Here is an 846-nt window from a genome sequence, read left to right as displayed (position 1 = left end):
CACCGCGCGCCCGCTGAGCGCCGCGTACGCGCTGCTCGACGCGGGCGGCTACGGCCGGTCCGTCGTGGAGCGGCTGTACGCGGGCGCGGGCGAGCTGGCCATCTCGGTGGGCTGGCTCGCCCATGACTCAGGACGGCTCACCGACGCCCGCTCGCACTACGCGGAGGCGCTGGCCACCGCGCGCGTCACGGGCGATCCCGCCCTGGAGGCCCACGCGTTCTGCAACACCGCCTTCCTCGCCCGCGACGCCGGGCGCCCGCGCGAGGCCGTGCGCGCCGCCCAGGCCGCGCAGCGGGCCGCGCGGCGGCTGGCCTCGCCCCGGCTGCTGTCGCTCATCGCACTGCGCGAGGCGGGCGGGCGGGCCTGGCTGGCGGACCGCGGCGGCTGCGAACGGGCCCTGCTGCGCGCCCAGGCGCTCTTCGGCCGCGGCCCCTGCGACGACGACCCGGAGTGGATGACCTTCTTCGGCGAGGCCGAACTGGAGGGGCTGGAGGCGCAGTGCTGGTCGGCACTGGGCGACTGGGGGCGTGCGGCGGAGCACGCACGCCGCGCGGTCTCCCTCCAGAAGCCCCACTTCACCCGCAACATCGCCCTGTTCACCACGGAGCTGGCGAGCGACCTGGTCGCGGACGGCGAGCCGGAGGCGGCCGCGGCGGCGGCCGACCGCGCCCTGGGCCTGCTGAACCAGGTCACGTCCTCCCGGATCCGCCGCATGCTGGAGGACACCGCCCGGCTGCTGCGCCCGCACGGCCGCAACGCGTCGGTCGCGGACTTCCTCGCCCGCTACCAGCAGGCCGCCCGCGAGAGCCCGGTCTGACGGTGGACCGGTCCGAGGGTGGGTCCGGC

General features: G+C 77.5%; 1 protein-coding gene. It reads left to right on the top strand.

All coding sequences use genetic code 11. The annotated features are described in order from the left end of the window. Positions 1–817, top strand: an 817-nt coding sequence (locus tag SSOG_RS28295; RefSeq protein ID WP_483754811.1) for an NsdA family TPR-like regulatory protein, incomplete at its 5' end; no start/stop codon positions are given. Positions 818–846: the final 29 nt, after the last annotated feature.

Source organism: Streptomyces himastatinicus ATCC 53653 (genome assembly GCF_000158915.1).
Taxonomy (GTDB): Bacteria; Actinomycetota; Actinomycetes; order Streptomycetales; family Streptomycetaceae; genus Streptomyces; species Streptomyces himastatinicus.
This window is presented reverse-complemented; position numbering and strand designations above follow the sequence as displayed.